This window comes from Bacillus sp. ES1-5 (genome assembly GCF_022487605.1).
In the GTDB taxonomy this organism is placed as follows: Bacteria; Bacillota; Bacilli; order Bacillales; family Bacillaceae_G; genus Bacillus_A; species Bacillus_A wiedmannii.
This window is the reverse complement of sequence record NZ_JAKVPU010000003.1, coordinates 162,552-189,317: the sequence shown is the minus strand read 5'-3', so window position 1 is coordinate 189,317 and position 26,766 is coordinate 162,552. Positions and strand designations below refer to the sequence as shown.

General features: G+C 34.0%; 22 protein-coding genes and 2 pseudogenes. 9 read left to right on the top strand and 15 right to left on the bottom strand.

The window, feature by feature from the left end:
- A partial coding sequence (locus MKO96_RS13225) for an S-layer homology domain-containing protein (RefSeq protein ID WP_240587683.1) occupies window positions 1–719 on the bottom strand: 719 nt, incomplete at its 3' end.
- 822 nt (window positions 720–1,541) lie between these two features.
- Here MKO96_RS13225 and MKO96_RS13220 point away from each other — a divergent pair.
- The gene (locus MKO96_RS13220; RefSeq protein ID WP_240587682.1) at window positions 1,542–3,443 is read left to right on the top strand and encodes an S-layer homology domain-containing protein; all 1,902 of its coding nucleotides are present in this window, start codon (window positions 1,542–1,544) and stop codon (window positions 3,441–3,443) included.
- Window positions 3,444–3,910: 467 nt separating this feature from the next.
- Window positions 3,911–5,031: pseudogene (tnpB, locus tag MKO96_RS13215) on the top strand (IS200/IS605 family element RNA-guided endonuclease TnpB).
- A gap of 205 nt (window positions 5,032–5,236) precedes the next feature.
- Here the strand turns inward: tnpB and MKO96_RS13210 are convergent.
- Complete coding sequence (locus MKO96_RS13210; protein WP_240587681.1) at window positions 5,237–5,530, bottom strand: hypothetical protein; 294 nt, start codon at window positions 5,528–5,530, stop codon at window positions 5,237–5,239.
- A 5-nt stretch (window positions 5,531–5,535) separates the two neighbouring features.
- Complete coding sequence (locus MKO96_RS13205; RefSeq protein ID WP_141542188.1) at window positions 5,536–5,736, bottom strand: helix-turn-helix transcriptional regulator; 201 nt, start codon at window positions 5,734–5,736, stop codon at window positions 5,536–5,538.
- A gap of 451 nt (window positions 5,737–6,187) precedes the next feature.
- Here MKO96_RS13205 and MKO96_RS13200 point away from each other — a divergent pair, with 451 nt between their 5' ends.
- Entirely contained in the window at window positions 6,188–7,288 is a 1,101-nt protein-coding gene (locus tag MKO96_RS13200) for a response regulator aspartate phosphatase (RefSeq protein ID WP_240587680.1), read from the top strand.
- Complete coding sequence (locus MKO96_RS13195) at window positions 7,288–7,446, top strand: Phr family secreted Rap phosphatase inhibitor (RefSeq protein ID WP_016135871.1); 159 nt, start codon at window positions 7,288–7,290, stop codon at window positions 7,444–7,446. Before MKO96_RS13200 ends, MKO96_RS13195 begins: the two co-directional genes overlap by 1 nt.
- A 215-nt stretch (window positions 7,447–7,661) precedes the next feature.
- Here the strand turns inward: MKO96_RS13195 and MKO96_RS13190 are convergent.
- The 9 genes and pseudogenes from MKO96_RS13190 to iolG form a co-directional block, all read right to left on the bottom strand.
- Window positions 7,662–8,306 (bottom strand): annotated as a pseudogene (locus MKO96_RS13190) (metallophosphoesterase); the annotation flags it as partial.
- 236 nt (window positions 8,307–8,542) lie between these two features.
- Window positions 8,543–9,427, bottom strand: coding sequence for an Rpn family recombination-promoting nuclease/putative transposase (locus tag MKO96_RS13185; RefSeq protein ID WP_240587679.1), 885 nt, complete (start codon window positions 9,425–9,427; stop codon window positions 8,543–8,545).
- Window positions 9,428–9,601: 174 nt separating this feature from the next.
- Entirely contained in the window at window positions 9,602–10,393 is a 792-nt protein-coding gene (locus MKO96_RS13180; RefSeq protein WP_240587678.1) for a 5-deoxy-glucuronate isomerase, read from the bottom strand.
- Between the two features lie 105 nt (window positions 10,394–10,498).
- Window positions 10,499–11,344 carry a class II fructose-bisphosphate aldolase gene (locus tag MKO96_RS13175; protein ID WP_240587677.1) on the bottom strand — a complete coding sequence of 282 codons (846 nt, stop codon included), beginning with the start codon at window positions 11,342–11,344 and terminating at the stop codon, window positions 10,499–10,501.
- Window positions 11,345–11,472: 128 nt separating this feature from the next.
- Window positions 11,473–12,369, bottom strand: a complete 897-nt coding sequence (iolE, locus tag MKO96_RS13170; RefSeq protein ID WP_240587676.1) for a myo-inosose-2 dehydratase — start codon at window positions 12,367–12,369, stop codon at window positions 11,473–11,475.
- A gap of 122 nt (window positions 12,370–12,491) precedes the next feature.
- Window positions 12,492–14,426, bottom strand: coding sequence for a 3D-(3,5/4)-trihydroxycyclohexane-1,2-dione acylhydrolase (decyclizing) (gene iolD, locus MKO96_RS13165; protein ID WP_240587675.1), 1,935 nt, complete (start codon window positions 14,424–14,426; stop codon window positions 12,492–12,494).
- Window positions 14,427–14,579: 153 nt separating this feature from the next.
- Window positions 14,580–16,043: a CoA-acylating methylmalonate-semialdehyde dehydrogenase gene (locus MKO96_RS13160; RefSeq protein ID WP_240587674.1), complete on the bottom strand. Its 1,464-nt coding sequence runs from the start codon at window positions 16,041–16,043 to the stop codon at window positions 14,580–14,582.
- 78 nt (window positions 16,044–16,121) lie between these two features.
- Window positions 16,122–17,120 carry a 5-dehydro-2-deoxygluconokinase gene (iolC, locus tag MKO96_RS13155; protein ID WP_240587673.1) on the bottom strand — a complete coding sequence of 333 codons (999 nt, stop codon included), beginning with the start codon at window positions 17,118–17,120 and terminating at the stop codon, window positions 16,122–16,124.
- A 71-nt stretch (window positions 17,121–17,191) separates the two neighbouring features.
- Window positions 17,192–18,217: an inositol 2-dehydrogenase gene (gene iolG / locus MKO96_RS13150; protein ID WP_240587672.1), complete on the bottom strand. Its 1,026-nt coding sequence runs from the start codon at window positions 18,215–18,217 to the stop codon at window positions 17,192–17,194.
- Window positions 18,218–18,711: 494 nt separating this feature from the next.
- Between iolG and MKO96_RS13145 the strand changes: the two genes are divergently transcribed.
- Window positions 18,712–19,992, top strand: coding sequence for an MFS transporter (locus MKO96_RS13145; protein ID WP_240587671.1), 1,281 nt, complete (start codon window positions 18,712–18,714; stop codon window positions 19,990–19,992).
- An 88-nt stretch (window positions 19,993–20,080) separates the two neighbouring features.
- On the opposite strand, the gene MKO96_RS13140 is transcribed toward MKO96_RS13145, so the two are convergent.
- Window positions 20,081–21,082, bottom strand: coding sequence for a LacI family DNA-binding transcriptional regulator (locus MKO96_RS13140; protein WP_240587670.1), 1,002 nt, complete (start codon window positions 21,080–21,082; stop codon window positions 20,081–20,083).
- A gap of 558 nt (window positions 21,083–21,640) precedes the next feature.
- Between MKO96_RS13140 and MKO96_RS13135 the strand changes: the two genes are divergently transcribed.
- Both MKO96_RS13135 and MKO96_RS13130 read left to right on the top strand, forming a co-directional pair.
- Complete coding sequence (locus MKO96_RS13135) at window positions 21,641–22,360, top strand: S-layer homology domain-containing protein (RefSeq protein WP_240587669.1); 720 nt, start codon at window positions 21,641–21,643, stop codon at window positions 22,358–22,360.
- 743 nt (window positions 22,361–23,103) lie between these two features.
- Window positions 23,104–23,400, top strand: coding sequence for a hypothetical protein (locus MKO96_RS13130; protein WP_226545979.1), 297 nt, complete (start codon window positions 23,104–23,106; stop codon window positions 23,398–23,400).
- Between the two features lie 249 nt (window positions 23,401–23,649).
- Here MKO96_RS13130 and MKO96_RS13125 read toward each other — a convergent pair whose 3' ends face one another.
- Window positions 23,650–23,814 (bottom strand): hypothetical protein, encoded by a 165-nt coding sequence (locus MKO96_RS13125; protein ID WP_226545980.1) that lies wholly within the window; start codon window positions 23,812–23,814, stop codon window positions 23,650–23,652.
- Between the two features lie 472 nt (window positions 23,815–24,286).
- Here MKO96_RS13125 and MKO96_RS13120 point away from each other — a divergent pair, with 472 nt between their 5' ends.
- On the top strand, window positions 24,287–24,961 hold the full coding sequence (locus tag MKO96_RS13120; RefSeq protein ID WP_226545981.1) for a hypothetical protein: 675 nt from the start codon (window positions 24,287–24,289) through the stop codon (window positions 24,959–24,961).
- 256 nt (window positions 24,962–25,217) lie between these two features.
- On the opposite strand, the gene MKO96_RS13115 is transcribed toward MKO96_RS13120, so the two are convergent.
- A complete protein-coding gene (locus MKO96_RS13115) occupies window positions 25,218–25,607 on the bottom strand; it encodes a hypothetical protein (RefSeq protein ID WP_240587668.1) in 390 nt (129 codons plus the stop codon).
- 362 nt (window positions 25,608–25,969) lie between these two features.
- Between MKO96_RS13115 and MKO96_RS13110 the strand changes: the two genes are divergently transcribed.
- Window positions 25,970–26,596: a hypothetical protein gene (locus MKO96_RS13110; protein ID WP_240587667.1), complete on the top strand. Its 627-nt coding sequence runs from the start codon at window positions 25,970–25,972 to the stop codon at window positions 26,594–26,596.
- Window positions 26,597–26,766: the final 170 nt, after the last annotated feature.

Here is a 26,766-nt window from a genome sequence, read left to right as displayed (position 1 = left end):
ACTTCTGGTTTCACTTCTGGTTTTACTTCTGGTTTCACTTCTGGTTTTACTTCTGGTTTCACTTCTGGTTTTACTTCTGGTTTCACTTCTGGTTTTACTTCTGGTTTCTCTACTTTATTAATCACATTATATAAGAACTGCGAATATTGTTCGCGAGTTACAATTACTTTAGGTTCAAATTTACCATTTCCTGTGCCTGCGCTTAATTTATTTTCTTGCAGTGCACTGATTGCTTTCGTTGCCCAATAATTTTTATCTACATCTTTAAAATTAGTTATTGAATTCGCTTTTAATTTAAATGCATTTGTAAGAACTACTGCCATTTGTTCACGAGTTAAGCTATCATTTGGTCCAAATTTACCATTTCCATATCCAGTCATAACTCCTGCTTTTACCATTGCTAAAATGTCTTTTTCAAACATATTACCTTTTATATCTGTAAATGGATTTTTAAAACTTGAGTCTACATCCTGTGGTTTTAGATAATTGTATAACATTCTCGCTACCTGACCACGTGTGACTTTATCTCCAAATCCAAAAGTATCATTTCCATAGCCATATACAATTTTTCTACTTGCTAAATCATTAATTGCTTGTTCAGACCAATGATTGACTGGAACATCATTAAATATTTTCCTCTCAGCCTGTACACTATTCAAAGTCGTTAATGTGGCTGTAGCAATGACAGCACCTGCTAAAATAATTTGTTTAAAATTCATAATTAAATCTCCTTTATTTTTATGAAATGATGCTATATATATCGGTTCATCATAAGAAATCCAAGATACAAACGAGGAGAATACTGGATATACCATAATTTTAATTTATTTTAATATTACGTTTAAAATAAAATCATTCTTTATATTAATTTCAAGTTCTCCAACTATCCATACGAAATTATGACTAATAAGACTGTATCCTATACATATAAAGCTAATAGTTACACGTGTTTTTGTTTTAAAATAGATACACATCTTTTTTAGTTAAAAGTATTAATATACACAGTACTTACAGATGAATCGCTGTTGCGTAATTAGTATAGTTACTTATATATACGAGTGTCAATTAAAGAAATCTTACATTATTGTAAGGTAACTATATTATATAGAATAGTTAAGAAAAATGTTTCTAATTCCATGAAGTAAAGGAATTTTCTTTAGATTAAACAATATCAACGTAAGAATTTTTTATATCTTTCTTATAGTTATTATAATGAGTAATTATTCACCTTATATAATAATTACTAACTTCATTATTAACATGGTTATCTTACAAAAATGTAATTCTTTTTCAATTGACACTCGTACATACGAGTAACTATACTAGTTACACACGCTTGGTGAATATATCAAATAGTCCCTTACTACAAGTGTATGTCTGTGAATTCTTTTCGAAATAATATTTTGAATCAACCATATATTATTTATCTGTAATATAGTGATGATACCAACCCAATCTATTAAACTAGGTCATATTACTTATGAGTTTAACTATAAATGATAGATTTACCAAGCTGTAATAATTTTTAGGAGTGTTACATTTTGAAATACAAATTAATTGCTACAGGAATTCTTGCTGGAAGTCTACTTTCCTACTCAACTAGTGCATTTGCAAATACTCACAAATTCCCAGATGTTCCTGCATGGGCTGACAAATCCGTTAATTATTTAGTTGATAAAAAAGTATTAAGTGGGTATCCTGATGGCACTTTTGGTTCAAGTGATTCATTAGATCGAGCTGCTGCTGCAACCATTATGACAAAAGCACTAGGTATACAAGTTGACTTCGATGCAAAACCATCCTTTACAGATTCTCAAAATCATTGGGCAACCCCTTATATTGCAGCTGCTGAAAAGGCAGGAATCATTAAAGGCGAAGGAAATGGAATATTCAATCCCTCAGGAAAAGTTACACGTGCTGCTATGGCAGCAATGCTAGTAAATGCATATAAGTTACAAGATACTACAAATAGTAATGGACAAATTACGTTTCATGATTTAAAAGGACATTGGGGTGAAAACCATGCAAACATTTTAATACAAACGGAAATTTCTAAGGGCACTGATGATGGAAATAATTGGTCCCCTAATAGACCGATTACTCGTGCAGAGGCTGCACAATTTCTTGCAAAATCTGATCAAATCCACCACCAAACAAAACAAGTAGAAAATACTGTAGTTGGAGTAATAAATGATGCAGACCCTTATTATGTGACTGTTACATATAAAGATGCTAATGGCAATAATCAAGAAGTTACTATAGACTTCCCGAATGGTAGTAACTCTAACTTTAAAAACGGTGACAAAGTTAAAGTTGCTAACAAAAATCAATGGAAACATCAAAAAATCTATGGACAAACTGTATTTTATACTGATGTAAATTCTATTTCTAAAGTAAATGAAGAATCTAATAAACAACAAGAAAACCATGTAGTTGGGGTAATAAATGATTCAGATCCTTATTATGTGATTGTTGCATATAAAGATGCTAATGGCAATAATCAAGAAGTTACTATAGACTTCCCGAATGGTAGTAACTCTAACTTTAAAAACGGTGACAAAGTTAAAGTTGCTAACAAAAATCAATGGAAACATCAAAAAATCTATGGACAAACTGTATTTTACACTGATGTAAATTCTATTTCTAAAGTAAATGAAGAATCTAACAAACAACAAGAAAACCATGTAGTTGGGGTAATAAATGATTCAGATTCTTATTATGTGACTGTTGCATATAAAGATGCTAATGGCAATAGTCAAGAAGTTACTATAGACTTTCCGAATGGTAGCAACTCTAACTTTAAAAACGGTGACAAAGTTAAAGTAACTAACAAAAATCAATGGAAACATCAAAAAATTTATGGACAAACTGTATTTTATACTGATGTAAATTCTATTTCTAAAATAAATGAAGAATCTAACAAACAACAAGAAAAGCAAGTAATGAGTAAAGATAAAGAACAAAAACTCTTAGCACAATTAAAAAAACGTTCTGGTACAGTGACAAAAAAATCCGAAGATAGCCTAGAAATTTCAAGTGAAAATCAAACCATTCGTTCCCATGTTAATCCAAAAGTACTACCAAACATTCAGATAGGTGATACAGTAAATGTTTATGCTCAAGCATTTGAAATGGCCCCTATTCTTCTAAAGGACTTACCTTTCGAGGCAAGAAACGCGATTATTCAAAAAGGAAATGAACAAAATATTTTAGAGAATCAATACAAAAAAATCACAGGAAATGTTACAGGAAAATCTGACAATTCAATCTTAGTTTCAAGTAACAACATAACTTATGAAGTTGAAACTTCTACCGAAGTATTACAAGATATTGTAATCGGTGATACAGTAAACGTTTATGCTGCATCTTTTGAGTTTAGCCCTATTTTACTTGCTGGTGTTCCTGTGAAAGCTATTTCTCCGATTGTTGAAAAAACAAATTAATGTTCAGCATTCTATAAATTTGTTGACTTCATCCGAAAAGAACTCCTAAATAACATAGGAGTTCTTTTTATGAAGTTCTATTTTTTCTATCGTGCTCGTAAGACCTAGTATATTAATCGTGATTTACTATCTGTTCAACAGTAACTATCTTATTTTTATTTCTATAAGTTTTTATCAAGAGACAGAGCTTAATTTACCCTTCTTTCTTTGAACTCCCCCACTCTCACTTCTAAATAAAGCTAACGTGTGGAATTCAACTGTTTTAAAAAAAGCAAATTTTATCATTTTAGCCAAGAAGACTCCTTCCTCAAGGAACTCAAAGTGAGTAGGTGGGAGATGAATTGGCTTCGAACAAGAGATGGCAGGAAGCCATCTTAATTGTTCGACATACAGAAAGTGTTACTTCACTATCAATCAAATATACGTTCTGTGTATATTAGTCATATACTGAAATGGAGGTGAATCAAATGATAATTAATAAAACCTTTAAGTTTCGTATCTATCCAAATCAAGCACAAGCAATTCTAATTAATAAAACGATAGGTTGTTCTCGCTTTGTATTCAATCATTTCCTATCCCTATGGAATCACACATATAAAGAAACTGGAAAAGGTTTAACATATGGTACATGCTCTGCCAAACTTCCTGCCATGAAGAAAGAGTTTGTTTGGCTCAAAGAAGTGGATAGTATTGCGATTCAGTCGACTGTTCGCAACCTTGCGGATGCGTATACACGATTTTTCAAAAAACAAAATAGTGCCCCGCGTTTCAAATCCAAGAAGAATAACGTACAATCTTATATCACAAAACAAACAAATGAAAACATTGCCGTTGTAGGAAACAAAATAAAATTGCCAAAACTAGGTCTTGTTCGATTTGCCAAAAGTCGTGAAATAACGGGACGTATTGTAAATGCTACGGTTAGACGGAACCCTTCTGGCAGATACTTTGTATCATTGTTAGTCGAAACAGAAGTACAAGAACTTCCGAAAACAAGTTCGTACATTGGAATGGATGTAGGACTAAAAGATTTTGCCATTTTGTCAGATGGAACAACCTATAAAAATCCGAAGTTTTCCGGTCATTAGAAGATAAGTTGGCGAAAGCACAGCGTGTTCTTTCTAGAAGAATGAAAGGATCTTCTCGTTGGAATAAACAACGAGTAAAGGTAGCTAGAATTCATGAATACATATCAAATGCTAGAAAAGATTACTTAGACAAAATCTCAACTGAAATCATCAAAAGCCAAGATGTTATCGGTATAGAGGATTTGCAAGTATCAAATATGTTAAAAAATCGTAAGTTAGCAAAAGCAATTAGTGAAGTATCTTGGTCACAGTTTCGAACCATGTTGGAATATAAAGCAAAATGGTATGGCAAACAAGTCATTGTCGTATCGAAAACATTTGCTTCCAGCCAATTATGTTCTTGTTGTGGATATCAAAACAAAGACGTTAAAAATCTAAACCTACGTAAATGGGACTGTCCTTCTTGTCGTACACACTATGATAGGGATATTAACGCAAGTATCAATCTAAAGAATGAAGCAATAAGGCTTCTAACCGCAAGGACTGCGGAGTTAGCCTAATCAATTAGAGTTCAATAGAACTCTTTACTTAGGAATCCCTCACTTCTAAACGAAGTGAAAGTGGGGGTAGTTCAAGTTCTCTACTTAAATAAACGTAGCTGTTTGTTTAAAAATATTCCTTCATGATTAGTATATGAATTGCACTTTGAAAAAGAAAAATTTTGTTCAACCGCCTAACTGAACAAGATAAAACACCTAACTAATATTAGTAATTTTTACTGTTTCTATTGATAAATATAAAAAGACTGCCTATTACACTTAATGAAAGCACAAAATATAACAATAAATCAGGTAGAAATTCTAAAGAAATTATATCTACTGATTGAAAAATAAAAATGGCAATGATACCTACAGATAAGATATTGTACAACACATTATTTGTTTTATATTGAATTTCTCTCCCTCTTTCGTCTTTTGCTTCATCACTGGACTGAAATTGTATTACGTACAACTGACTAATGAATATTACAACTAAAAATGAAATTTTTAACCACAACATATGACTCACTCCTCCTGATAATCGAACACGTCAGTTATTGGCTTTTCAAATGCATTTGCGATTTTAAAGGCAAGAATTAGAGAAGGATTATATTTATTCTTTTCAAGAGTAGCGATAGTTTGTCGACTAACACCAACCCTTTTTGCCAATTCTTCTTGAGTCCAACCTTTTTCTGCTCGACAAACTACAATTTTATTATGTAACAATAGGAACACCTCTCAGGGAAATTGTAATTTATTTCTTACAATTCGTAAAGTATTTTTTACAAATCTTTCAATACTTAAAATAAATTTAGATAAAAAGAACCTAAGTTATAAACCACCAAATTCCCCCCTTAATAAAAATAAAGCTCTTTACTTTAAAGTATATAAAGCAGAAGCATAAACCTACATTTTATGAAAAGTTACGCTTCCTATGATAATTATCAAAAACCTACGCTCCCTCTCGTAAGAAGTCTTTAATAGAAAACCGTTAAAAAATCAAAAAATACATTAACGAAACTTGTACTACCTTACCTATACTTTTCAAATTTAAAAGTATGGACAAATTATATATTCAGAACATTCTGTATATTTATGAAAAAAATCGTGATTAAATTTAATTTATCGAATTCCTGTTATTATCAGAATAAGCCTTTACAGAGAAATGGGGGATATTATGACTGTTCAAGAAAAAAGTAATAAACAATTGATGGAATTATTACATGAATGGTATGAAGAAATTCGTTTATATCATGTAGTAGAAGCGAAACAAACATATCTAAAAGTAAAAGAAAGTTTAAAAGGAATAGAAACAGACCAATATGTATCATTCTATTATTCCCTACTGAATTTTAGATATAAAATTTTGGTAGATGGAATGAGTATTACAAAAGATTCTTTTAATCAAATAGAAAAACTACCTCATATTAAAGATGAATTTTCATTTTTAGCTTACTATTATAATTTCTTTAAGGCAATCCACTCTACAATTATAGCAAATTATACTGAGGCAAAAACACACTATGAAAAGGCGGAAGGACTTTTAAAAGATATACCTGACGAAATTGAAAAAGCTGAGTTTGAGTATAGATTTTCAACATACTGTTATCAATCTTATCAACCATTTGAAGCGATTCAACATGCAGTAAAAGCCAAAGAAATATACTTGAATCATGTAGGCTATAAAATTAATATTGCTTTATGCGACAATGTATATGGACTAGCTTGTATAGATTTAAGAGAATTTGAAAGAGCGGAAGAATGTCTCAATATGGTTATTGATGTTTTTAAGAAGTATGATGAAGAACAATTATTATTACGAGTACGATCCAATTTAGGCTGGTTATATAATATTCAAGATTTATATCCATTGGCGATTAGACAGAGTTCTGAAATTATAAATACCATACCGAACCATTTTAAAGCATTATTTGTCTTAGCAAGAGCATATTATAAGTTAGAAGGCGTTGAAACAGCAAAATCATATATCGAGCAAGGAATGAAATATTCAAATGAGTCAGGAAATGAAGAATATATACACCGTTTCTCAGTTTTAAATGAACTAATCACAGAACTGCCTAGAATTAAACTAGAAAAAGTAGTTACTGATGCCATTTCTTATTTTGAAAAAGAGGAAATGTGGGATTGTGTTAAAGAATATGCAGAGATTTTAGCACTGCAATTTTACGAAGCAAATAATCATGTTAAAGCGAGTAAGTATTTCTATATTAGCAATAATGCTGATAAGAAACATTTAAGAAAAGGAGCGTTAAAGTAATGAAAAAAATAAAAAAATTGTTATTCAGTACGATAATAGTAAGTACATTAGCATGTAGCATGATTAGTTTAAATGTATCACAACACTCTTCATTTAATGGTGGAGATACGCCTGCACCAACAAAACTGAATGTCTCTGGTGGAGTATCTATTAATTAACGTAATCCAGTTTTCTCACTTAAAAAACCAGAAAATTCATACTACAAATACAAAAAAGTTGAATAACGTGGATAAAATATTGAACCCCCAGCCCGAAACAGATTTGTTTCGGGCTATTCACGTTACTATAATTGTGCGTAGGGTGATAGACTAAAAGTAGACAAGATTGTCTTTACATAAAAAAGAGCATCCTTTCGCGATGTATAGGAGTGCTCTTTTTTGCGTATATATTTAATGGCCTTCTTTGTCTCTTCTACTGGATTTTTCACTACCAAACCATCCAAATGACCTGTCCCTTTTTCAGAATCACTAATCATTGGTGTATTCATACCAATAATCCCGACTTTAATTCCACCTTTTTCAACAATTGTATATGCAGGAAGAAAATACTCTCCATTTTCCTTGTAAATATTTCCTGCTAACGTCTTTCCCTTATATTGCTCACTAACTTTTTTCAATGTATCTAATCCAAAGTTAAATTCATGATTTCCAAATGCCCAAGCATCGTATCCCATTGCATTCATCGCTACCATCATTGGCGATTGTGGTTGATCGTTGAATAACTCTACTGAGTTTCCTTGAATTGTATCCCCAGCATCTACTAATATGGTATTGGGATTTTCCTGACGCACCTTCTTTATAACCGTATAAAGCTGCGTTAAACTTCCACTCGTATTTGCACCATCAAGTGCATAATCCCAAGGCATAAATCTACCATGAATATCTGCCGTACCTAACAATGTAATATTAACATCAGATTCCTCAGCTTTAGAAATAGCTGGTTTGGCTGTTACTACTGTTCCAAGAAGTATAAGAATAACAAAATAACATAAATAGTTCTTCCATTTCATTTTTTGCATAATAACAATATTTCTCCCCTTTTGTACTATCATATGGTTGCTTGAACTTTAAAGATGTAACTAATTATTCAGAAAACTTAAACTGCAAAAAGTACTTTTACGGGTGATTCTGTATGAAAAACAAAAAATGATATAGAAAAAGCACTGCCGAATTATTCAGCAATGCTTTTCTGTTACTCGTACTATAACAATGAATGTCTACTTTCTTTTATTCATTTGACTAAAGGTTCATATATTTACTTTAATTTCAAGATACGTTCTATTTCCTCTATACTCAACTTACTTGCTTTTGCAATAGTTTCAAGTGGTACACCTATTTCATGCATCCCTCGAATCATTTGCATCTTACCTTGCTCAATACCTTTTTCCATGCCCTCTTGTTCTGCATGTGCTAACTTGGCTTGTTCATCTAGAAGTAATTTCTCTCGAGCTTCATAAGCTGTTCGGAAAGAAGAATCATGGCTCATATTTTCCCATTTATTAATTGCCTTTTGTAAAATTGGATCTTGATTCATCGCAATCTCCTCCAATGTTTGAGTTAAATGTTCATCTTCATGTGCTGGTAATAATAACATCCAACGAACAAATGTATTTTCCCAAGGGTTTACTTTTTCTTCACGCCATTGTTTTACTAATTTCGGTATCTCTACAAAATGAATTTCAATGTCGTCACTTAATATTTTTTGCATTTTTGTATTCCATAATTGTCCGATGGTATGAAATTCATCTTCCTGAGAAAATAAAATAAAATCTAATAAGTTAATGGTAATTGTTTTCCGAAGTGAACGATATGGCATCCCTTCTTGCATTTGGGATGTATAAAGTTTACTCCAATAATATAAAGATCGCTTCACCATATCATGTGTATTTCGAAGCTGAATTTCGATATTTACCTGCGTCCCATTATCTAAAGTTGCTAATAGGTCTAAAATTGATAATTTATCATCTTCATAAGATTTATGGAGATGCGGATCATCTAGTTGTAGCGATGTAATAGGTGCATCTAAAGACTCCTCTAAAATTGCATTTAAGAAACCCGTTAAAATTTCTTCATTTCCTTTCGTCCCAAATAACTGTTTAAAAGCAAAATCAATTCGTAAATTTACTAATTTAGTGGACATGGATTTCCTCTCCCTGTCTATTTCATCTCTTATTCTTATTGTACATAATAAAAGGTAGAACATGCAAACAGACCCTTATGTTATCTCACATAAGAGCCTTCTTAAATTCAAAAAATTGGTTCTGAGCAAAAAAATTGCAAGGACATCATTTTTATCCCGAACCTTTATTTTCGTCTATTCCTTTTCTGGCCAAATTTTCGCGTTTGGTTCTAATAACCACTTGTGTTCTTCCTCCATGATACGATCATTCCAAGGATTATTCTCAAGGTGTCGAATCATCCAACAAAAATACATGGCATATCCAGGCGCGGTTGCTTGTGGATGGTCTAGCTCACCTGGAATTGTAATAAAGCTATTATGTACAACGCGATAAGCATCCTCACCAACCATTGCACATCCAAAACCCTGTGGCTTGTTAAATCGATAATAATATACCTCCGGTTGATCATGGTGATGTGGTGGATAACTGGACCATCGCCCTGGATAAGAAATAACTTCTCCTACTACCATATTAGAATAAGCTGCATTGTTATAGTCAAAAATCGTACGAATAACACGCTGCGCCGTTCCCTCCCATACTCCATCTCCCGCTACAACACTTTGACACTCATTTGGAGTATATAACTTAGACGCAAATTCTTGATCATTATCTGTTTTTTGAACAAGCACTTCACTATCTGAAAGAGCAGTAATTGTAACCTTCACATTTTTAGATATATGTAAGCACCAAGGGTTCTCTTCAAACACAGACTGTCTTTGAATAACTTGTTTCATTCCTTCCCACTCTAAACGTATTGCCCCTTCCAGTAAAAGAACCGCAGTTTCATTCTTATTATCAAATAGCAACTCTTCTTTTCCATTAGATATCTTATATATGCCTATATCCATTAACATATCACTGCATTGACCGTTCATTTCTGTTAATACATTATACCCCTCATTTAATTCACCTAATTTTCCTAACATGGCTTTCTCCCCCTTTTATTTAATGGCTACTCAATCATTCTCTACTTTTGTCAGCTAACTACATTCCAAGTTTCATCTAACTATTACTGAAGAAAGCTTTTCTATTTATACTCTGTTTTCACTTCCGAATATTTGCATATGACTTTTAACATTTTCGTATGCAGCCTCAATAACATCCTGGTGGTACGTAAAGTAATCTGAATACGGATTATTTAGGACTGTATTGTTAACAGCAGTAATTACATTCTGAAATGTGGCTGTTGCTACATTAACTTTTCGAACACCATGTTGAATACATTGCTTGAAATTCTCTGGACTAATGCCAGAGCCGCCATGTAAAACGAGTGGGATATGTACTACCTCATTAATCTCTTGTAGGCGGTCTAATCGTAAATTAGGATCTCCATTGTACATACCATGCGCATTTCCAATTGCAACAGCTAATGCATCTACGTCTGTTTCTTCTGCAAATCGTTTTGCTTCTGTAGTGCTTGTCAGCAACATTTCAATATCTTCTGATCCGTCCTCACTACCACCAACTCTGCCAATCTCAGCCTCTACCGTCGCACCGTACTGTTTCGCAAGTTCTACAATTTCTTTTGTTTTTTGTATATTTTCTTCTAACGGATAGTGAGAGCCATCAAACATAACCGAACTAAAACCAATTTCTAATGTCTCTTGAATCTTTTCAAATGTCATACCGTGATCAAAGTGAACTGCTACTGGAACAGTCGCTTTTTTCGCAGCAGCTATCATCAAAGGGCCAATCATATGAATTGGCGAATGATTCAAACGAACTTCTGCAATTTGTAGAATAAGCGGCGAACTTAACTCTTCAGCTGCTTTGATAGCCCCTATGACCATTTCCATATTCGCAACACTAAAAGCTCCAACCCCATAATTCTCTTGATTTGCTTTTATTAAAATATCTTTCATTTGAACTAATGGCATTACATACTCCCCTATTTCAATATTATTTATTAAATGTAAAAACAACCGTCGCGCCTTTTTACCCCTTTTGTAAGAAGACATGTTGATTACCATGGCATTTACTTAGGGATACTCTCAAAATACGGAAATTACAGACCTGCTTTTTCTTGTATAAATTTTCGGGCTTTTAATGCGTACTCAAAAGGATTCGCTAAAGCCGGGTCTTGCTCTGCTTCTACCACAAACCACCCTTGATAATCAGAGTTTGCAAGGATAGTAAACACTTCATCAAATCCAATTACGCCATCTCCAGGGACTGTAAATACCCCATTCTTCACTGCCTGTAAGAAGCTCAATTCGTTTTCCTTTACTGCATCTACTACTTCTTGACGAATATCTTTTAAATGTACGTGTTTAATACGAGGTAAATATTTCTTCAAAATATAAAGTGGCTCTTCTCCTGAAAAAACAAGGTGACCTGTATCAAAAAGCAGAGATACAAGCGCTGGATCAGTCATATCCATTAACTTTTCAATTTCTGCCGTTGTTTGAACACCCGTACCCATATGGTGATGGTATACAATATGTAGCCCCTTTTCCTGAGCTAATTTACCGAGGTGATGTAATCCATTCGCAAGCTTATCCCACTCTTCCTCTGTAAAAACAGGCTTATTTTTAAATAGTGGTACATCCATTAAACCTTGAATACTATGCCCTTGCTCTGAAACAACGATGACTTTTGCACCCATGTCATGCAAGAAATCTCTATGGTTAATAAATGCTTCTACCGTCTCTTCAAGCGGCTTCGTTGTTAAAAACGTACTAAACCATGCACTAGCAATCTCTAAGTTTCGTAATTCCAAATATTTTTTTAATACAACTGTATTTCTCGGATATTTATTCCCTACTTCACTTCCATTAAATCCAGCTAGTGCCATCTCACTAATACATTGTTCAAATGTATTTTCTGCTCCTAGCTCTGGCATATCATCATTTGTCCAAGCAATTGGTGCAATTCCAAGCTTAATTGTATTCTCTTTAAACATCCCCTTGTCTCTCCTCTTTACAAAATGTGATAGAATTTCGCCCACTTCTCTTATCTATTCGTTAAAAAGAGAGCTTCCTTAACAATATGCATGTAGATAAAAAGCTCTCATTGTGTCCTAATCTAATAAGACCTTGCCTGTTGCAAATTACTTACTTTACTCTCATACGCAGCTTGTACACTTTGACTTTTAGATACTCCTGCAACACCTACATGCCACCATGACTCGTATCCATTTGTCATTGTTTTTGGTAATACTTTAATATCAATTAATGTGGAAACTGTTTGTTTTTTCGCATCTATAAGCGCTTCCTGTAATTGTTCTAGTGATGTAACATGATATGTTTTCACACCATATCCAGCTGCGCTAGCTGCAAAATCAATTTTCATAATTGCCCCGTCTAATTTACGAGTTTCCTGGTTTCGATAGCGAAATTCTGTTCCAAAGCTCCCCATCCCATTACCCATTTGTAAGTTATTAATGCAACCAAATCCGGAGTTATCAAACAATATGACATTAATTTTTTTGTTTTCTTGAAGACTTGTGACAAGCTCAGAATGAAGCATCTGGTAACTACCATCCCCTACCATTGCATATACTTCCTTTGATGGTTCAGCTAGCTTTGCACCAAGTGCGCCCGCAACCTCATAGCCCATGCAAGAGTATCCATACTCCATGTGATAAGTATTCGGTTTTCTTGATGTCCACATTCTTTGTAAATCACCCGGAAGACTTCCTGCCGCTCCAACGATGATTGCATCTTCATCAAGTAATGTATTGATTTGTCCAATGACTGCGGTCTGTGTTAATTGTGTACCAAGTGCGTCTACATACTCATTTAAATTTTCATCGAAATGACCTTCGACTTCTGGTGTGAAATCTTGACCTGTAAAGCGAATATTATGTAGACGTGATAATTCTGTTTCCCAAGCCTCTTTTGCATCAGCAATTTCTACTGTATAACTAGATCGATAATCAATTTCTTGCAGTTCATCTATTAGAGCAAGAAGCGCTTCTTTCGCATCCGCTATAACCTTTAATGCATCCAGCTTATTCGCATGGAATTCTGAAATGTTAATGTTTAAAAACTCAACTTCCTCATTTTGAAATAATTGTTTTGATGCCGTTGTAAAATCCGTAAACCTCGTCCCGATGCCAATAACAAGATCCGCTTCCTTTGCAATTGTATTAGCTGCTATATTTCCAGTTACCCCAATGCCACCAAGATTATATGGGTGACTACTTTCAATTGCACTTTTTCCAGCCTGTGTTTCTCCAAATGGAATGTGGAATGTTTCAGCAAACTGTTTTAACTCTTCTGCCGCTTCTGCGTACCTTACACCACCACCGCAAATCATTACTGGCTTTTTCTTTCTCTTAATCATTTCCACTGCATCCGCTAAGCTGGCTTTTGTAGGTAGACGACGTTCAATACGGTGAACACGCTTTTGGAAGAAGTAACTTGGAAAATCCCATGCTTCTCCTTGGACATCTTGTGGTAAACAAATGGTTACAGCTCCTGTATCTGCCGGGTTCGTTAAAACACGCATGGCTTGAATCATAGCTGTCATCAATTGTTCAGGACGATTTACCCGGTCCCAATACTTACTTACTGCACGAAAAGCATCATTTGTAGAAATAGATAAATCATGTGTTTGTTCAATTTGTTGAAGAACAGGATCAGGTTGTCTCGTTGCAAATACATCTCCTGGGAGTAGTAAAACGGGAATATTATTTGCAGAAGCTGTTGCTGCAGAGGTAATCATGTTTGCTGATCCAGGACCTACTGAAGAAGTACATGCCATAATTTGTTTTCTATGTTTTTGTTTTGCAAAAGCCATCGCAGCATTTGCCATTCCTTGTTCATTTCTCCCTTGGTAAACTTCTAGTTCCCCTGCGTCTTCTTCTAAAGCTTGACCTAGGCCTACTACATTCCCATGACCAAAAATCGTAAAGATTCCCTTAATAAACTTTTGTTGCTCTCCATCAAACTCTACGTATTGCTGATTCAAAAATTTCACCAATGCTTGCGCCGTCGTCATTCTAACAGTTTGCATATGATTTGCTCCTTTCTATCTCTAACAGTCATTCTATATATGAAAAAGGAGTATTAGGAATTTGATAGACTCCTAATACTTCCTTCTTATGTTTTACTACTTGCGTTACTTTCGCTTCCAAGCACTAGACAGATTCTACTTCTCTCTTATTGATTACTTTTCCCAACGAGATGTAAGCATTTTCTTTCTTGTATAAAACTCAACGCCGTCAGTACCGTTCGCATGGAGATCACCATAGAAAGAGTCTTTCCAGCCAGAGAACGGGAAGAATGCCATTGGTGCCGGAACCCCAACATTCACACCTAACATACCTGATTCAATAGTTTCACGGAATTGACGTACACTTGCCCCGCTATCTGTATAAATACATGCTCCATTTGCAAAACGAGACTCATTGGCAATTTCAATCGCTTCATCCAATGATTTCACACGAACAATAGATAAAACAGGAGCAAAAATCTCATCTTGCCAAATCTCCATTTCTTTTGTAACATGGTCAAAAATTGTTGGACCAACGAAGTAACCAGCTCCTTTAACAGCTGTATCTTCACGTCCATCACGAACTAATGTAGCGCCCTGTTCTACACCTGAATCGATGTAACCAATTGTGCGCTCTTTATGGTTATCACGAATAACTGGCCCTAAAAATACATCTTCATCAAGACCATTTCCGATGATAATTTTGTTCGCTTCTTCTACTAATCTATTAACTAATTGATCTGCAATATCTTCTTCTACTGTTACTACAGAAGCAGCCATACAACGCTCACCAGCTGAACCAAATGCAGCACTAATAATTTGCTTTGTTGCTAGTTCAAGATTCGCATCATTTAATACAATGGAATGGTTTTTCGCACCCGCTAATGCTTGCACGCGTTTTAAGTTTTCTGTTCCTTTTTTGTATACATATTCTGCGACAGGCTGAGAACCTACAAATGAAATTGCCTTCACTAATTTATGTTCCAGAAGACCGTTTACTACATCGTGAGCGCCATTTACGATATTTAATACACCTTTTGGTAAGCCTGCTTCTTCAACTAATTCTGCTAGTCTTCCTGCTAGAAGTGGTGTACGCTCTGAAGGTTTTAATACAAATGTATTACCACAAGCAATTGCAAGTGGGAACATCCAGCATGGAACCATCATCGGGAAATTAAATGGTGTAATGCCGCCTATAACACCAATTGGGTAACGATACATACCAGACTCAATACCTGTTGCAATATCAGGTAGCTGTTTTCCCATCATTAATGTAGGAGCACCCGCTGCAAACTCCACGCACTCAATACCACGAAGAACTTCACCGTAAGCCTCGTTATAGCTTTTTCCGTTTTCAATCGTAATAAGTTTCGCTAACTCTTCCCAGTTATCTACTAGTAATTGTTGATATTTAAATAGAATACGAGCGCGTTTTGGCACAGCCGTTTTAGACCAAGATTTGAATGCTTCATTTGCTGCTAGTACAGCTCGTTCAACATCTTCTTTTGTTGAAAGTGGTACTTGAGCGATTACTTCTCCTGTTGCAGGATTATATACAGCTTCCATCTTAGTTGAAATCGATTCTACCCATTCGCCGCCAATGTAGTTTTTTACAATTTGTGCTGTTTGTACTGTCATATTCATTCTCTCCCTTTTATGTAATGTAGAAGCGTCCAATAAGATACGCCCTTACTTGATTATTGATTTATAAAGTTTCTATACCAATTCCTCAGCCGTTTCCATGAATGCAGAAATCTCTGCCCTTGTTGGCATTGCATCAGAACAGCTATGTTTAGAAATAACCATTGAAGCAGAAGCACCACCTAATCGCATCGCTTGAGGAATCTCAAGCCCTTGCATTAGGCCATAAATAAACGCAGAAGCGTACGAGTCGCCAGCGCCAAACGTCTTTAACACCTTGGTTTTAAAGATACCGCCTCGGTGAGATTGACCGTCCCTCGTATAAGCGATTGAACCATCCCCGCCGTGTTTAATTACAACGATTTTCGCATGATGAGAAAACCATCTTTCAGCCGTAACTTGGTCATTAGATTGTTCGTAGTTTAATAGTTTTTCCATCATATCGAATTCTTCACGCGTTCCAATAATGACATCAGATTTTTCAGCCGCTAGGTTGTAATACACAGCCGTTTCAGCTTCTGACTGCCATGTATAAGGGCGGTAATCTACATCAAAAAATACAACTACATCATGCTTACGCGCATATTCTAATGCTAAAAATACCGCCTCGCGAGAAGGACTTTTCGCTAAAGCTGTTCCTGAAATTAAGAGTGCTTTTGATTGTTTAATATAGTCCTCAGATACCTCTGTTGGATCAAGATTTAAATCTGCAACATTGTCGCGGTACATTAAAATACTGCAATCCTCAGGGCTTTTAATTTCTGTAAATGCTAGACCTGTCACTGCACCTGTACGATCGATACGTATCTGATCTGTATTAATCTTATTGTCCTTTAGGTACCCTGTAATAAAACGGCCCATTTGATCATCAGACACTTTACCAATAAATCCCGTTTGTAAACCAAGACGTGCTGCACCAATCGCAATATTTGCAGGAGATCCTCCCACATATTTAGTAAACGTTCTTGTTTCTTCCATAGGACGTTGTGTTTCATTGGCATTTAAATCAACGCATAAACGTCCAACTGCAATTAGGTCTAATGGACAATCTTCTTTAAAAATAAGTGGATTCATTATTACTACCTCCCATGCTTTATAAACCTATTATTCATTACTCTTTATCTATCCAGAAGTAAGCGCTCTCTTTATTGATTTAATGCAGGCTGTTTATGTTCAATATGTACAGGTTTTCCTGTTAGTAAGGATTCCTTCGCAGCCTTCGCAATTCGCTCTGCTTGTAATCCATCATTACCACTGCAAATAACAGCTTGTCCTTCTATAATTGACTTTGTAAATTGTGTTACTTCCTCAATGTAAGCTTGCGTGTAGCGCTCTAAGAAGAAATAAAGCGGCTTATCTTTTACAATACCTTCTGTTTTTGACACTTGAACTGTTGTCGGGCAGCAATTATCCGCAGCAACCGCGCCTTTTTCACCAAACACTTCCACACGCTGGTCATATCCATAAACAGCTTGTCGGCTATTATCAATTACCCCTAAAGCACCATTCGCAAATTTTAATGTGACAATTGCTGTATCAACATCATTTACCTCCTGAATGGATGGATCAATTAATGTTGTTCCATATGCAAATACTTCAACGACTTCACTATTCATCACATAACGAGCCATATCAAAATCATGAATCATCATATCCATAAACAATCCGCCTGAAGAGCGAACATACTCTATACTTGGTGGTTGTGGATCCCTCGACGTAATTTTTAAAATATGTGGCTGTCCCACTTCTCCTTGTTGAATAAGATCATACACTTTCCTGAAGTTCGGATCAAAACGACGATTAAAACCTACTTGAAGAGATACTCCCTGTTCTTCTACCACTTCTAATGCTTCTAATGTTTCTTCTACCGAGAAACTAACAGGCTTTTCGCAGAAAATATGTTTTTTCGCAAGAGCCGCTTCTTTAATAATTTGCGCATGTGTATTTGTTGGTGAACAAATAAAGACAGCATCAATCTCTGGATCTGCTAATAAATCCTGATAGTTTGTAGTCAGAGTGGAAATCCCTTTATCTTGAGCCCACTTTTCTAAATGACTAATTACTACATCTGAAACCGCTTTAATTTTCACTTGTGGCATAAGCTGCAAATTATCAACATGTAGTTTCCCAATTCGTCCAGCACCAATAATCCCAATTTTTAAAACGTTCATATGATTTCTCCCTCTATATTAAAATTTAAGAAACGAAATGAAAGTCTATAGGGTTTAGCGTATCAAATTAGTTAAGCGCTTTCCCTATTTTTCTTCATTATACACACTTGATACTAAATTGAAAACATTTTTATTTTTTTGAATACTCCTCTTTTCATCCGAATTTTACATTCCCTCAATAAACGTATTACATAAAAATAAATAATAATAATTAGAAATAAATCATCAAAAAAGCTACAAATATAATCTTTTAAAATACTGATATAACAAAGATAACGAAGCCTTTTAAATAGTAATCCTCCATCTATAAGGTATTTCTTTCTTTTCATACTCACTATTATTTTATTGTCCAATAAGTAAATAGAATGACTCTATAAAAGAAAGTTGTAAATTGTCAAAAAATTTGATTGACGACCTCATAATGTAAGCGTATACTTTTTTTATCAAAAAGAATTAAGCGCTTAACCAAAAAATAACTTATCGGTGGTGGGAGAATGAACGCTATTAGTTCAAACAAAACATTTATGGACAAGATTGGGATCCCTTCTAATTTAACTTGGGGATACATAGGGATTATCGTTTTTATGATTGGGGACGGGTTAGAACAGGGATGGTTATCCCCTTATCTCGTTGAAAAAGGACTAACGCTAGAACACGCTGCTTTCCTGTTTACTATTTACGGAATTACTGTATCTGCTTCTTCTTGGTTTTCTGGGGTATTTGTACAAATGTGGGGACCAAGAAAAGTCATGACATTTGGTTTAGTATCATTCATTTTAGGCTCAATCGGGTTCATAGGTATAGGAATTCAACATATGAATTATCCCGTAATATTAATTTGCTATGCCCTACGAGGGTTCGGTTATCCTTTATTTGCTTATTCTTTTCTAGTTTGGGTATCTTACAGTACTCCTCAACAAATGCTTTCAAGAGCAGTTGGCTGGTTCTGGTTCGTATTCCAGCTAGGGCTTAGTGTTATAGGAGCCTTTTATTCTAGCTATATGGTTCCTAAAATCGGAGAAATCGCTACATTATGGAGCGCTTTAATTTTTGTTGTCGTCGGGGGATTATTCTCAATTGTTGTAAATAAGGATAAATTTAAAGCACAAACCGTAAGCGCTAACAAATCAAGCGAATTACTAAAAGGCATTACCATCGCATTTGAAAATCCTAAAGTTGGTATAGGCGGTATTGTAAAAATTATAAACTCGGCCGCTCAGTTTGGATTTGTTGTTTTCCTGCCTACCTATATGATGAAATATAATTTTACGATGACTGAATGGCTTCAAATTTGGGGTACTCTATTCTTTGTAAATATGGTGTTTAATATTATTTTTGGTATTGTTGGAGACAAGTTTGGTTGGGTAAATACAATTAAATGGTTCGGAGGAGTCGGTTGTGGTATTGTAACTCTTGCACTCTATTATGTACCACAAATGGTAGGACATAACTATTGGGCAATATTATTTGTTGCCTGTTGCTACGGAGCAACACTTGCCGGTTATGTACCTCTTACCGCATTAGTCCCATCTTTATCTCCTGAAAATAAAGGAGCTGCAATGTCTGTCTTAAATTTAGGTTCAGGATTATCAGCATTCGTTGGGCCATTAGTAGTAACTGTCTTCATCGGTCCATTAGGTGTTGGCGGCGTGATGTGGATCTTTGCTGGTTTGTATTTCTTTGGTGCATTTTTAACTCATTTCCTTACTATTCCAAAGGAAAATGAGATAGAGCAGGATTTAAATACGAAAAGCGGTGAACAATTCTCTGTATAAATCCTAAATATAAAAGAAGGTCATCCTAACTATACTTAGTTACGATGACCTTCTTTTGTTACATTCAAATAGGCTTATAAAAAATCTATCATGTAATATCCTTTACTGAGGATCGCTCTACTAACTGAGGAATAATTGTAATTTTTTGCTTAGCATGCTCCTTCATTTCCATCGTTTTTAGCAGTTGTTCAAACGTACAGGCTGCCATTTGTTTAATTGGCTGCTCAATTGTTGTTAACCCCGGATCTGCAATCTCAGCATAAATTGTATTATCAAATCCGATTATTGATAAATCTTCCGGAATTGAAAGTCCTTGTTTTCTTGCTTCATTCATAAGGCATATAGCAATTAAATCTGTACAAGCAAAAACGGCTGTAGGCCTGTTAGGCAAATGAAGTAATTCCTTACTTGCACGTTTACTATCTTCCACTGTCGAATAGCAGCTAATGATAGCCTCATCATCTAACGAAATCCCCGAATCCGTAAGAGCTTGTTTGAAACCATTCAATCTCCCTAAGCTACTTTTTCTATCCTTCTCCATCATAATCGTTAAAGATGTATGGCCTTTCTGCGTTAGATAACTTCCAACTAGATAGCCTCCCCTCATATCATCAGTTGTCACAACATGAGTCGTGATAGAAGGATGATCTACAGTGAACAGTACTAGTGGCAAATCTCGATTCACGATTTTTTTTACAAGTTTATAATCATTTAGCTCCGTTGCAATAATAATGCCATCTACTTGCTTTTTAAATAGTAAATCAATGTATTCATGCTCACGTTTTGTTTGATGGTCTGTACTACATAAAATAAGTGTATACCCTGATCCTTGTGCACTATTTTCAAAAGCTCTTGCTACTTCTGCAAAAAAAGGGTTTGAGATATCTGGGACAAGTACCCCAATCGTATATGTTTTTTTACCTGTTAACGCTGCTGCTACACTACTTGGCTGGTAATCTAATTCATCCATTACCTGATTTACTTTGTTTATTGTTTTTTCACTAATACGCCCAGTTTGATTAATTACCTTGGATACAGTCGCTATTGATACACCTGCTTTTTCCGCAACATCATAAATTGTTGGTTTCACTTTAATTATCCCTTCTTAATCATCTTTTTCTATATTTTATCATAAATATATTTTGCTTCTTGGTACACAAAAGGAATTCTTTTAAAATTTGTAAGTATTTCTATCTTTTAGCGTAGTACTTCATATTTACAAATTAATCAGCCTTGATGATACACCAGTAGAAAAATATTTGACTGATTTACTTATTAGACATTTAATGTCCACATGCAAGTCTTATTACAACCAGAGCATGCAGGAACGTTTATGTTTTCCCCCATTTATACCACCTCACGGTAATCTCTAATTTATTATTGTAATTCCTAATATTAAGATGTAAAATAATATTATCTTATATGCGCTTAAGATAGATCGGAATAAGAAAAGGAACCCTACTGGGTTCCTTTTTCTATACAAAATAAAAAGCATTCTATTTAAATGCTCTGTGCTCTTATTTTTTCTATATGACACTAATTCCTATTACCATAAAGATACCTATTAAATACATTATATTTATATATAGTTATAAAAAGTTTCAGTGTACTTATTAAAATAATATATTGCTTTTAGAAAGGAAATGTTATGAAAAGAAAATTAGTTACATTATGTTCTGCACTATCTATTAGTACCTTAACAATACTTGGAATTGGACATTATACCGCCCATGCCGAAGATCGCTTTATTGATGTACCACAAAACCACTGGTCATTTACAGCCATACATGACTTAAAAGAAAAACAGATCCTATCTGGATATGGAAATGGGATATTTGGCTTTGGAGATGATGTAACACGAGAACAAGTTGCCATTCTTATGTACAATTACCTCAAACCAGAAAATAAAGAAGGATTTACTAATCCTTATTCAGATATCAATTCTCTCACAACCCATTACTCAAAGGAGATTTTATCTCTGACAAACTTAGGAATCTTCACTGGAGATGAACATGGTAATTTCCGCCCTAAGGACACTTTAACACGTGCTGAAATGGCTTCTGTATTAACGAAGGCATTCCAATTAAAAGCAACGGGAGCATTTACTTTTAAAGATATACCGTATGGATATTGGGCAAAAGATGCAATTCATGCTATTCATTCCAATCATATTGCGGAAGGTACAGGTAACAATGACTATAGTCCTTATATGAAGGTGTCTAGAGAACAGTACGCACAATTTATCTTTAATGCTATGAATAAAAATAATGAACCAGATAATAATAATTTACCACTTATACCTGTTGAGGGAATTGGAGAAATTGGAGAGTCTCATGTTACTAATGTAGGAACACTATTTAAAGAATAAAATGCTCTAATACAATATTAATAATTAACTTTCTATATCTACTTTCGTTTAATACACCGTAAGTTTGTTAATACTATAAAAACCAAGTCTCCAATTCCCCTGGAGCTGAGCAGTTAGTTCATTCTAACTGCTCTTTTTATTTTTTATCGTCACCCTTTCATAGCATCCCCATATGTTGTATAGAGATATCTCCTTCTAAGTTGTCATTGATGCCTCTTTCAAGTCCTAATGACCATCTTAAAAAGAGCACTTTTAAAAAGTGCTCTTTTTACTTTGCATATCACTCATCCTGCGATAAATTAAGATTTTAACTTATGAATAATTTATCAAATTATTTCCAATACTACAAACAGATTGGTAACAGCCAATCTGTTTCCATAATGAATCTCTAATTTTTTTGAATTCTCCCTGAGGCAAGGCAGCTATTTTTTATAGCTGCCTTTTTGTATGAACTGCAAATATATACACATACTATTAGCGGAATGCTTGAATCATTGTCATTGAAAATGTTCAGCACTTCCGCTCCTTAAGAGAACAGTCTACGCAACTGTTCTCTTTCCTATTTCCTTTTTTCACTCATATAATCTGACAACCATTATTAATTCTAACTCCCCTACAATCAATCGCATTGCAACATTCTCAACATTTCCTCAACAAATTCTCAATATTTTTCATGGACAATAGCACACTTTCTCAACAGTTTTAATATCTTAATATTAGATACTGAAAGGAGGTGTTGAAAAATGACTTGGTTTATTATTTTAGGATTTATGCTTATTTTAATAATAAGCGGTTTTCATGCACATAGTATTCATATCATTTTCAAAATAGGTTCAGATACAAAAGCTGGGCCAAGTTGGTCTTTCGTTAATAAAATAAACTTCCAAACATTAAGAGAATTAATAAAAGGACTAAATAAGGATAAACTTAAAATCCTTACAATAGGAGAACTTGTTATTCCTTTAAGTTTCTTTAATAGGTTATTTAGCAAAACATTAATATTTCTATTCCTATTCTTTTACTCTCAATACTTAAACTAACGTAATATGAGATGAGTTAAAGAATAACAATCACTGAGCGTAGCAAGCCAACAATCGATCGCCTATGATGAGCTGGGCCTGAAGAATTAAACAAAAAATTAAGCGGCTGTCTGAATGTGAGTCCGGTATTGTACTGGACTCATTCTTTTTAGTGTACTTTGATTTTTTTGCGATTGTAATGACCTCTATAATTATCTAATACTATCTTAATATGTTCTATACTTTCGAATTTGGTAAGATAAATTACTCTTACTTTGTCTTGTTCTGTAATTCCATCTCTTTCTGAAGGAAGACCTTTAACTTTTTTAAGTATTCGATTTCCATACATAAACATTCATTTTCATCTTTTAATGCCTCAATAACCTCTTCAATAGCTGCATTATCTAGCTTTGATTTTGTATTTGTATTTCCCATAGCTGGATCCCCTTCCTTCTTTTATATAGGAAATCCATGTCTTATAAATCATATATTTCCTTTCATCTACGAACTATTTCAATGAATTCCTTAAGAAAAACAATTCATTTATTTCCTTTGTTTTTAATCTATTTCTAAATATATCAGATCCACCCATTGAAAAATCTCCCTATATTCATTCCATATTCCTCTCTCCTAAATGGATCGTAGTACATATTATCCTCAATACATTTATAGGTTTTTATAGGATTTTTAACAAAATCTTCTTACATTTAAATAGACATAACACTTTATTCTGTCAACTCCATCTATATTGATAAATATGAAAAATCTAATTCATTTGACATTTCAATGACTTATAACAGGAAAATATATACATTAAATGAAACCTGATATATCTTTAATTTGTAAGTTGTAGTTAGTTGGCCAACTTTCCATACAATTTAATAATTTAAAATATGGGGGATCTAACATGAATCAAGTATTTAGAAAAAGTAAGAAAAAAATGGTGTATCTAGTTGGTTCACTTCTAATTTCTCTATCAATGTTTTCAACTACTAGTTTTGCAGCTACAGAAGGTGCTGTAAAAAGCGTTACAAATAGTACCTATACTGGAATTGCAGCTGATATAAATCTACCAAAATCAGTCGTTGTTAAAGATGGGTATGTGAATTGGTATTTAGGTATTGGAGCATCTAAAGTTGAGGGTGGTATTTCCAAAACACCAAGTGGATATAAAGTATTTCTAAATTCAGGGTATAATGAATCAGGTCAAAACAGTAAGTATTGGAACACACAGTATGATGAATCAATTAAAGATGGTGACCGAGTAAACCTTAAACTCGTTAATAACGGAAATGGTACGGTTACTATGTATGTAAATGGAAACCCTAGATATGCAAATCAGCCTGTATATGGCTCATTTTCTCAATATGAACCAGTAAAAATGGTTCAGGGGGTTGAAGATACTGGACGTAATTCCTTTAGCCAAGCTAGCTTTTCAAACGTACTTCTAAGAACAGATACATCTGGGGCTACCTACAAAAGTTGGAACGGTTCAATTTCTTCCTCATTTTCAAGGCACGGTACTTATGGTAACAATTTCACAGTTTATTCTCAAGTACCATTAAGCGCAAGTTTACGCTAAAGGTGTTATTTGAATCATAATGTTTTTATGAAAAAGTAGTTGCACTTTGAAGTGCACCCCAATTGTTAGACACAGTCTAACAATTGGAGGTGCATTTTTTATATAGAATACATTGTAATAGATATTTGCGCCAACATAAATGATATCTTTCAACTTTTCCAAAAATAAGCTGTTTATTTAAATGTTATGTACAAAAAAACGTAGAAATATTTAATTTCTACGCTTTTTATAGGTTAATCAATTCATTCGTTTACTATTACAATTCCTCAAATTCATCAATTTCAGCTTTACGCTTTAAAAATAGTTCCATATCTTTACTCTCTCTTTCTATTAAACCAAGAGCATGTGTATCATCCAAGGCTAACTCTTTATATCCCCATATATAATCTATAGTTGTATCTTTGACATGTCTGTGTTCTGCACAATACCATTCTATAGGTTGTAACGCATCAGATATTTTAAATAATTCTGCTGGATACCATGATGGCATATTTTCACGTTCTCCTAAGATTAAATATGTTAATTCACCACTGTGTAACTTACATATGCCATAAACAATATATTCCTTCTTAATAACTAAGTTAAATATTTCCTCGGTTGCCTTTGTTAGATAATCTCCAGTGTTGTACAAACAAGCTACTTTCATAATAAACGCTCCTTATTCATTTTTTATCTTTAAATTTAAAATCATCAAATTCACCAGTTTTTGTATTTTTAATATAATGTATTTCCACACCATTTACACCTAGGATTTTTCTTTCCCCATTTCGCACGAAGGTTCTTTTTTGCTCTACGGTAACACTTTCATACATACACATCTTCATTTCCATTTGAATGATAAATTATTAAATCAAGATTTATTATTATGCAAAATTACATTTCAATTGTAGTTGATAATCATTCTTATTGTAACTATAATGATTACATGTTAGGTGATATACGAAAGTTATTTACGAATTAAACCTAACTGCGCATTTAACTACAACCGGAATGGAGATGTTATAAGGTATGAAAAAAATCATTTTAGCTGGTGCATTAGGAATTGCAGCTCTTGCAGGCACAAATCTACCAGGATTAGAAGTAACAAAAGCAAGTGCAGCTTCTATCGAGTCAAATTTATCAACAATTGAAGGGCGTGTAGTTGAGGTTACTGATAATGTTATCTCTGTTGAGTCAACAAAGTATTCAGAACCTATTAGTATCTATTTAAACTCTACACCAAATGTAAAAGTTGGTGATCAAGTAAAAGCTACTGGTGCAATGATGCGTAATTTTACGGACTATATGATTGCAGAGTCAATTGAAAAGGTTCAAGGTACTGATACATTACACCAAGGAAGTTATTTAAAACATGTTTTTGCATACGAATATGAAATAGGACATGTTACAAAAGTAGATAAGTTTAAATCTGGAATAGAAGAATATAATTATGTAATTGTTCAATATACTGGAAATGACGGAAGCAAACGTAATGTTACAGTTTATTTGACACACGGGCAGAAATTTAATGTAGGTGAAAAGGTTAAAGTTCATATGGCGAACGCTGAAAGAAGTAATGAGTGGTCGATAACAGATGAGATTGAAAAAGTTAATGATTCTCAAGCATTAACTGATGATCGATGGATTTGGTCTTAATATAAAATTGTATTTTTTCTCTTATTGAAAAGAATTATTTGTCTTGGTTAATTTCTTCTGTTAGTAATGTGAAGAATTGAAATATTATCCAACCAACTAAATGTATAAACCTTTTAATCGAAAAGAACTTGTAGATAAAACTACAAGTTCTTTTTACTTTTCCAAATAAT